The organism is Salipiger sp. HF18 (assembly GCF_011806505.1).
In the GTDB taxonomy this organism is placed as follows: Bacteria; Pseudomonadota; Alphaproteobacteria; order Rhodobacterales; family Rhodobacteraceae; genus Salipiger; species Salipiger thiooxidans.
Genome location: NZ_JAATOS010000200.1, coordinates 1 through 7,093, shown reverse-complemented (window position 1 = coordinate 7,093; position 7,093 = coordinate 1). Strand labels below are relative to the sequence as shown.

7 protein-coding genes and 1 pseudogene are annotated in these 7,093 nt (G+C 68.6%); 4 read left to right on the top strand and 4 right to left on the bottom strand.

The features are described from left to right. Positions 1–1,154 (bottom strand): annotated as a pseudogene (locus HC022_RS15705) (xanthine dehydrogenase family protein molybdopterin-binding subunit); the annotation flags it as partial. A 3-nt stretch (positions 1,155–1,157) separates the two neighbouring features. Next, on the bottom strand, positions 1,158–1,616 hold the full coding sequence (locus tag HC022_RS15700; protein ID WP_008885589.1) for a (2Fe-2S)-binding protein: 459 nt from the start codon (positions 1,614–1,616) through the stop codon (positions 1,158–1,160). Positions 1,617–1,713: 97 nt separating this feature from the next. Between HC022_RS15700 and HC022_RS15695 the strand changes: the two genes are divergently transcribed. Next, positions 1,714–2,292, top strand: a complete 579-nt coding sequence (locus tag HC022_RS15695) for a TetR/AcrR family transcriptional regulator (RefSeq protein WP_167453072.1) — start codon at positions 1,714–1,716, stop codon at positions 2,290–2,292. Between the two features lie 243 nt (positions 2,293–2,535). Here HC022_RS15695 and kynU read toward each other — a convergent pair whose 3' ends face one another. Next, on the bottom strand, positions 2,536–3,729 hold the full coding sequence (gene kynU / locus HC022_RS15690) for a kynureninase (RefSeq protein WP_167453071.1): 1,194 nt from the start codon (positions 3,727–3,729) through the stop codon (positions 2,536–2,538). Further along, positions 3,726–4,472, bottom strand: a complete 747-nt coding sequence (locus tag HC022_RS15685; protein ID WP_167453070.1) for an SDR family NAD(P)-dependent oxidoreductase — start codon at positions 4,470–4,472, stop codon at positions 3,726–3,728. The genes kynU and HC022_RS15685 overlap by 4 nt, the downstream gene beginning before the upstream one ends. A 126-nt stretch (positions 4,473–4,598) precedes the next feature. On the opposite strand from HC022_RS15685, the gene HC022_RS15680 reads away from it, so the two are divergent. From HC022_RS15680 to HC022_RS15670, 3 genes are all read left to right on the top strand, one after another. Next, positions 4,599–5,546 carry an MBL fold metallo-hydrolase gene (locus HC022_RS15680; RefSeq protein WP_167453069.1) on the top strand — a complete coding sequence of 316 codons (948 nt, stop codon included), beginning with the start codon at positions 4,599–4,601 and terminating at the stop codon, positions 5,544–5,546. A 142-nt stretch (positions 5,547–5,688) separates the two neighbouring features. After that, entirely contained in the window at positions 5,689–6,141 is a 453-nt protein-coding gene (locus tag HC022_RS15675; protein WP_167453068.1) for an isoprenylcysteine carboxylmethyltransferase family protein, read from the top strand. A gap of 134 nt (positions 6,142–6,275) precedes the next feature. Next, the coding region (locus tag HC022_RS15670; protein ID WP_167453067.1) for a Re/Si-specific NAD(P)(+) transhydrogenase subunit alpha at positions 6,276–7,093 on the top strand (818 nt) is incomplete at its 3' end.

Below are 7,093 nucleotides of genomic sequence, written 5' to 3'. Positions count from 1 at the left end.
GAGAGCTCGAGCCCCTCGGCGGTGATGTGGGCGGTGGCGTTGAGCGGCTCCATCGCGGCATGCGCGAGGAAGGGCACGCGGTACTCGGCGGTGATCTCGGTGGCGCCCTCGGGCAGGCGGTCGGCATCGCCGCGGTCGAGGAAGGTGCTGTCGGGGTCGAGCGCGAAGGCGGCCTCGATCTGCGCCATGATCGCGTCGGTGGTCTCGGCGTGGGGGGCGGGGCCCCAGTCGATCTTGATGGCCGCGACCGCCTGCTGGGCGAGCCACGTGTTGCTGGCGATGACCGCGACGCCGTCGCCGAGGTCGACGATCTTCTCGACCCCCGCCATGGTCCGCGCGGTGCTGTCGTCATAACCCAGCATCGTGCCCCGGCGCGGCGACATGCGCAGCGCCGCGAACCTCAGCCCCTCGGGCCGGACGTCGATGCTGTACTGTGCGGTGCCGGTGGACATGGCGACGGTGTCGAGCCGGGGGAGGGGGCGGCCGAGCAGCGTCCACTCGGAGGGATCGCGCAGCTGCACCTCGCGCGGGGTGATGGCAGCGGCCTCGGCGGCGAGTTCGGTGTAGGGCAGCGCGGTGCCGTCCGGGGCGATCACGTGGCCGTCCTCGGTGCGGAGGAGGGCTGCGTCGATTCCGAGCCGGTTCGCGGCGGCGCCCTTGAGCATCTCACGGGCGGCGGCACCGGTGGCGCGCATACGCTCGTACCCGTCCTTCATGGCGGTGGAGCCGCCGGTGACCTGCATCTCGAGCGGCTTGCCGAGCGTGCCCATCGCCTCGCCCACCGCGTGCTGGAAGGCGCTCTTGCCATAGGCGGGGCCCGGGGCGCTCTCGCCCATCATCGCGGTGTTGTAATAGGCGGTGGCGGGCGGGCCGTGCAGCACGCGGACCTGGTCCCAGGCGAGATCCATCTCCTCGGCGACGAGCGCGGCCCAGGTGCTTTGGGTGCCCTGTCCCATCTCGGCGCGGGGGGCGATGATGGTGACGCCCGCGCCGTCGATCAGCACGAAGGGGTTGAGCGTGGTTTGGCCCTCCGCCGGCTTCAGCGGGTTGGCGGCGGGGCTGCCGAGGTACCAGAGGCCGAGCGCGACACCGCCCGTGATGGCGGCGGAGCCGAAGATGAAGGTGCGACGGGCGATCTTGCCGAGGCTTGCCATGGATCAGCTTTCCATGCCCGCGGCCGACCGGATGGCGGCGCGGATGCGGGGGTAGGTGCCGCAGCGGCAGAGGTTGCCCGACATGGCGGCGTCGATCTGGTCGTCGCTGGGCTGCGGGATCTCGGCGAGCAGGGCGGCGGCCTGCATGATCTGGCCCGACTGGCAGTAACCGCATTGCGCGACCTGGTGCGCGACCCAGGCCTGTTGCAGGCGAGAGAGGCTCTCGGGGGTGCCGTGGCCTTCGATGGTGGTGACCTCGCCCCAGACATCGGAGAGCGTCACCTGGCACGAGCGCACCGGCTCGCCGTCGATATGGACGGTGCAGGCGCCACAGGCAGAGACGCCGCAGCCGTACTTGGTGCCGGTGAGGTTCAGCGCATCGCGCAGCACCCAGAGCAGCGGGACATCGTCGGGAAGGTCGACGTCATGCGAGGTTCCGTTGACGGTGATCGTGCCGGGCATGGCATCGTCCTCCTTGCCGATCGGTTTATGACAGATTGAACTGATAATGTCACTTCGTCAATTGACAAAATTCGGCTGATTTGTCAGAGCATTCTCCATGCAAGAGGCCCAGCAGCACATCGATCCGAAAGCCGAGGCGATTCTCGAGGCCGCCTTCGGACAGTTCGCCGCCTACGGGTTCCGGCGCACCTCGATGGAGGATATCGCGAAGGCGGCGGGCATGTCGCGCCCGGCGCTCTACCTGCATTTTGCTGGCAAGGAGGCGATCCTGCGGGCGCTGGTCGGGCTCTATTACGCGCGCCTCGGCAACGCGGTGGAGGCGGCGCTGGCGGGGGCCGGCGCGCCCGACGAGGTGCTGGAGCGCGCCTTCGCCTGTCACGCGGCGGCGATCCCCGACGCCGTGCTGCGCGCGGCGCATGGCGAGGAACTGCTCGACCGGACCGCGGCGCTTTGCGGTGACATCTTCGTGGAGGGCGAGGGCCGGCTGGCGGCGCTCTACGCGGACTGGCTGTCGCGCGAGGCGAATGCGGGCCGGCTGCGGCTGGAGGCGCCGCCGCGCGAGCTGGCTGGCACCATGCTCGCCGCCGCCAAGGGCACCAAGGTCGCGCCCTATGACGCCTATCCCGAGAGGCTGCGGCTGCTGGCCCGTCTGTTGGGGCGCGGCCTGCGGGCCTGATCTTCGCGCGGCGTGACCTCGCGGTGCGCCTTCGGCGCGCAGGTCATGTCGCCTTTCCGGGCCTGCGGCCCGCCGGCTCCGCGCCCGTGGCCGGCCTGACGACACGTTCCCTGACCCGCGCGGTCTGGAAGGTGCCGGAGCCCCGCGCGAAACCGTCGCTGAGGCCGGTATCGACGTGCCGCGCCCTGTCTTCCTCTGGCCCCAAATATCCCCGCCGGAGGCGGTCCGACCTTGCCGCAGGGCTCAGGTCACGGGCTTGCGGCGGTGATATTTCGGATGATCCCAGAGCGCGCCGCGCAGCACGCGGGCGAGCACCTCGACCGCTTCGCGGATCTCGTCCTCGCCGATGTAGAGCGGGGTGATGCCGAAGCGCAGGATGTCGGGGGCGCGGAAATCGCCCACCACGCCGAGGTCGATCAGCGCCTGCATGATGGCGTAGCCGTGTTCCGAGCGGAACGAAACCTGGCTGCCGCGGGCGTCGTTCTCGCGCGGGGTGGCGAGCTTGAGGCCGGGGCAGTGGGTCTCGACCTCCTCGATCATCAGCCCGGTCAGCGCCAGCGAGCGCTGGCGCAGCTTGCCCATATCGACCTTGTCCCAGATGTCGAGCGCCGCATCCAGCGCTGCCATCTGCAGCACCGGGGGGGTGCCGACGCGCATGCGCTCGATGCCCTCGCCGGGCGCGTAGTGCTGCTCGAAGGAAAACGGCCGGGCGTGGCCGAGCCAGCCGGCGAGCGCGGGGTCGCAGTGATCCGCGTGCTCGGGCGAGACGTAGATGAAGGCGGGCGCGCCGGGGCCCGCGTTGATGTACTTGTAGGTGCAGCCCACGGCGAAATCGGCGCCGCCCGCGGCCACGTCCACCGGCAGGGCGCCCACTGAATGCGCGAGGTCCCAGACCACCACTGCGCCCATGTCATGGGCCTTGCGGGTCAGCGCCTTGAGGTCGTGGCGCCGTCCCGTGCGGTAGTCGACCTCGGTGACCAGCAGCACGCCCACCTCGTCGGTGATCGCGTCCTCGAGCTCGTGCGGGGCGACGAGGCGCAGCTCGTGGCGGTTGCCGAGCATCCTTATCAGCCCCTCGGCCATGTAGAGATCCGAGGGGAAGTTGCCCCGGTCCGACAGGATCACCTTGCGTTCGGGCACGATGTCGAGCGCCGCGGCCAGCGCCTGGAAGACCTTGATCGAGAGCGTGTCGCCCACCACCACGTGGCCTTCCTCGGCGCCGATCAGCCGTCCGAGCCGGTCGCCCAGCCGCCGGGGCATGCCCATCCAGCCGCAGGCGTTCCAGCCCGAGATCAGGTGCTCGCCCCATTCCTCGGAGAGCATGCGCTCGAGCCGCGCCGGCGTGCTCTTGGGCAGGGGGCCGAGCGAATTGCCGTCGAGGTAGATGAGCCCGAGCGGGATGTGGAACTGGTCACGGGTCCAGGCGAAATCTGTCAAAACTCTCCTCCGGCGATCTGGATGGCCTGGCCGCTGATGTTCTCGGACCCCGCGCCGCAGAGCCAGAGCGCCGCCTGGGCGATGGAATGCGGCGGGATCAGGCGGCCGTGCGGGTTTGCCGAGTGCACGAAGCGCGTGGCCTCGCCGCGCGTCAGGCCCTCGCGCGCCATGACGCGCTCGATGTTGCGCTCTGCCACCTCGGTCTCGACATAGCCCGGGCAGAGCGCGTTGAAGGTCAGCGGCTGACCTGCGTAATCGGCCGAGAGGGCGCGGATGAGCCCCACCATCCCGTGCTTCGCCGCCACGTAGGGGGCACAGCGCTTCATGCCCTTCACCCCGGCGATCGAGGAGATGGCGATGACCCGGCCCCAACCGCTGGCCAGCATCGGCGGCAGCGCCTCGCGAATGGTCAGGAAGGCGCCGTCGAGGTTCACGCCCATGGTCCGGCGCCAGGTCTCGAGGCTGATGTCCGGCATGTTGGCCTGCTCGGCGAGGCCCGCGTTGGCGATCAGCACCTGCACCGGGCCACGGGCGGCCACGGCCTTGGCGAAGCCTTCGCGGACCGAGTCCTCGTCCGAGACATCCATCGCATGCGGGTGCAGCAGGTCGCCGGCGGCGTTCAGGACCTCGGCCCGGCGGCCGGTGATGGTGACGGCAGCGCCGGCACCGGCGAGCGCGCGCGCGATGGCGAGACCGATGCCGGTGCCTCCGCCGGTGACGAGCGCGTGTTTTCCTTCAAGCATGCCGACCCTTTCCTTCCGGCAGAACCTGCCGCGCTTTCGCGTCGCAGGCAAGCGGACGCTTCGTGCTGGACAGATGAATTCATGGGTGTGAATGTGTGGGCGGATGCTGTCGAGGGAGGGACAGGGATGTGGAAACAGGCGACGATTGCGGCGGTTCTGGCGGCAGGGCCGGCGGTCGGGCACGAGGATATTGCGGATCAGTACCCGCAGTCCGAGCTTTACGACCTCCCGGTCGAGGTCATCCCGCATGTCTGGAGTGCCATCGGCGCCACCGCGCCTCCGACCTACGAGAACAGCGGCCATAACAACAACCTGAGCTTCATCGAGACCGGCGACGGGGTGATCGTGATCAACGGCGGCGCCTCGGCCCGGCTCGCGGCGGCGCTGCATGACGAGATCCGCGCGGTCACCGACCAGCCGGTGAAGCTGGTGATCAACGAGAACGGGCAGGGGCACGCCATGCTCGGGAATTCCTACTGGGCGGATCAGGGCGTCGACATCCTTGCCCACGAGGACGCCATCGCGGTCTTCGAGAAGGACGGCGATTTCATCCTGCAGGGCATGCAGGGCTACAACCGGGACAAGGCCGAGGGCACGCGGGTGGCGGTGCCGAACCGGTCGTTCTCGGACCGCGAGGTCATCGAGATGGGCGACGTGACGGTCGAGGTGCTGCACCTCGGCCCCGCCCACGATCCGGGCGACACGCAGGTGTGGATCCCGCAATGGGGGATCGTGATCGCGGGCGACATCGCCTTTCACGAGCGCATGCCGCCGATCTTTGCCGAGACCTGCACGAGTTGCTGGATCGAGACTTTCGACGGACCGTTCACCGATCTCGGCGCGACCTACGTGATCCCCGGCCACGGGCACCCGACGAACATGGCGCAGGTGACCCGCTACACCTCGGACTACCTCAAGGACATCCGGGCCAGGATCGGCGAGCACATCGACGCCGGCGGGGACCTGGCCGGGGCCTTCTACGTGGACCAGTCGCAATGGTCGCGGCTTGACACCTTCGAGGAGCTGGCAACCAAGAACGCGGGCCGGGTCTTCGAGGAGATGGAGTGGGAGTGAGCCACCGGCCCGCGCGTCGCGCGGGGGCCATCGGGGACGCGGCGTCGTGTCCCGGGCGGGTGCGGCTCTCTTGACCGCGCCGCCGCTTTGCCCCTTGCTGTCGTGACACCTGTTGCAACCTGCGGGAGCACGACCCTTCGCCATGCGCAAACTGATCGACCTTCCCAAGGCCTGGCTGGCCGGCATGCTTCTGGTCGCGTGGTGGCAAGGCCGTTACCACCCGATGGGGCTGAGCTTCGGTGCGGTCTGGGCCGATCTGCTGGGCGGTTTGCTGGTGGGCGGCGGGCTTCTGTTCATCGCGCTGGCGGTGGCGGAGATGCGCCGGGCGCGGACCACGGTGATGCCGAATGAAGAGGCCTCTCAGCTGGTGACGGGAAGCGTGTTCAAGCTGTCACGGAACCCCATCTACGTTGGCGATGCGATAATCCTGCTGGGGCTGATCCTCTATTGGGATGCCGTTCCCTCGCTCGTGCTGCTTCCGATCTTTGTCTGGGTTGTGGAGAAGCGCTTTGTCGAGAAGGAAGAGAAGATGTTGCGCCGAAAGTTTCTTGCGCAGTATGCGAAGTATGCGCAACAAACGAGAAGATGGCTTTAATTTCGCCACGGGTTGTGATTAACCGGCGCGATGCGATTGTGAGCACCGGGTCCGGACGCTAGACCCGGTGTCAGCCGGCGTGTGCCGTAACGTAACTGATCAATGGCTCAAAAGGACCAAGGGGGGCTACAAACGTGAAGATAGGAACGCCAAAGGAGATTGCCGAGGGCGAGAACCGGGTCGCGATGACTCCGGATTCGGCCAAGGCTCTCCAGAAACTGGGGTACGACTGCCTCGTGGAGGCCGGCGCCGGCGTGAAGGCCGGGTTTGCCGACAGCGTCTACGAAGAGGCGGGCGTGACCGTGGTGGACGGGGCCGAGGCGCTCTGGGCGCAGGCGGACGTCATCGCCAAGGTGCGCATCCCCACGACGGAAGAGCTCGAGCGGCTGACGCCCGAGAAGACCCTCATCACCTTCTTCAACCCGGGCGGCAACACCGAGGGGCTGGAGCTGGCGAAGGCGAAGGGCGCCAACGTCATCGCCATGGAAATGGTGCCGCGGATCAGCCGCGCGCAGAAGATGGACGCACTGTCGTCGATGGCAAACATCGCGGGCTACCGCGCGGTGATCGAGGCGGGCAACAACTTCGGCCGCTTCTTCACCGGCCAGGTGACCGCCGCGGGCAAGGTGCCGCCGGCCAAGGTGCTGGTGGTGGGCGCGGGCGTCGCGGGTCTTGCCGCGATCGGCACCTCGACCTCGCTCGGCGCCATCACCTATGCCTTCGACGTGCGGCCCGAAGTGGCTGAGCAGGTCGAGTCGATGGGGGCGGAGTTCGTCTACCTCGACTTCGAGGAAGAGCAGGTGGATGGTGCGGCCACCGGCGGTTACGCCGCGGTGTCCTCGCCCGAGTTCCGTGAGGCCCAGCTTGCCAAGTTCCGTGAGCTCGCGCCCGAGGTGGACATCGTCATCACCACGGCGCTGATCCCCAACCGCGAAGCGCCGAAGCTGTGGCT

Coding starts and splice junctions, on each gene's coding strand:
- HC022_RS15685 (WP_167453070.1), bottom strand. CDS start 4,472: ATGCTTGAAGGAAAACACGCGCTCGTCACCGGCGGAGGCACCGGCATC.
- HC022_RS15680 (WP_167453069.1), top strand. CDS start 4,599: ATGTGGAAACAGGCGACGATTGCGGCGGTTCTGGCGGCAGGGCCGGCG.
- HC022_RS15700 (WP_008885589.1), bottom strand. CDS start 1,616: ATGCCCGGCACGATCACCGTCAACGGAACCTCGCATGACGTCGACCTT.
- HC022_RS15695 (WP_167453072.1), top strand. CDS start 1,714: ATGCAAGAGGCCCAGCAGCACATCGATCCGAAAGCCGAGGCGATTCTC.
- HC022_RS15675 (WP_167453068.1), top strand. CDS start 5,689: ATGCGCAAACTGATCGACCTTCCCAAGGCCTGGCTGGCCGGCATGCTT.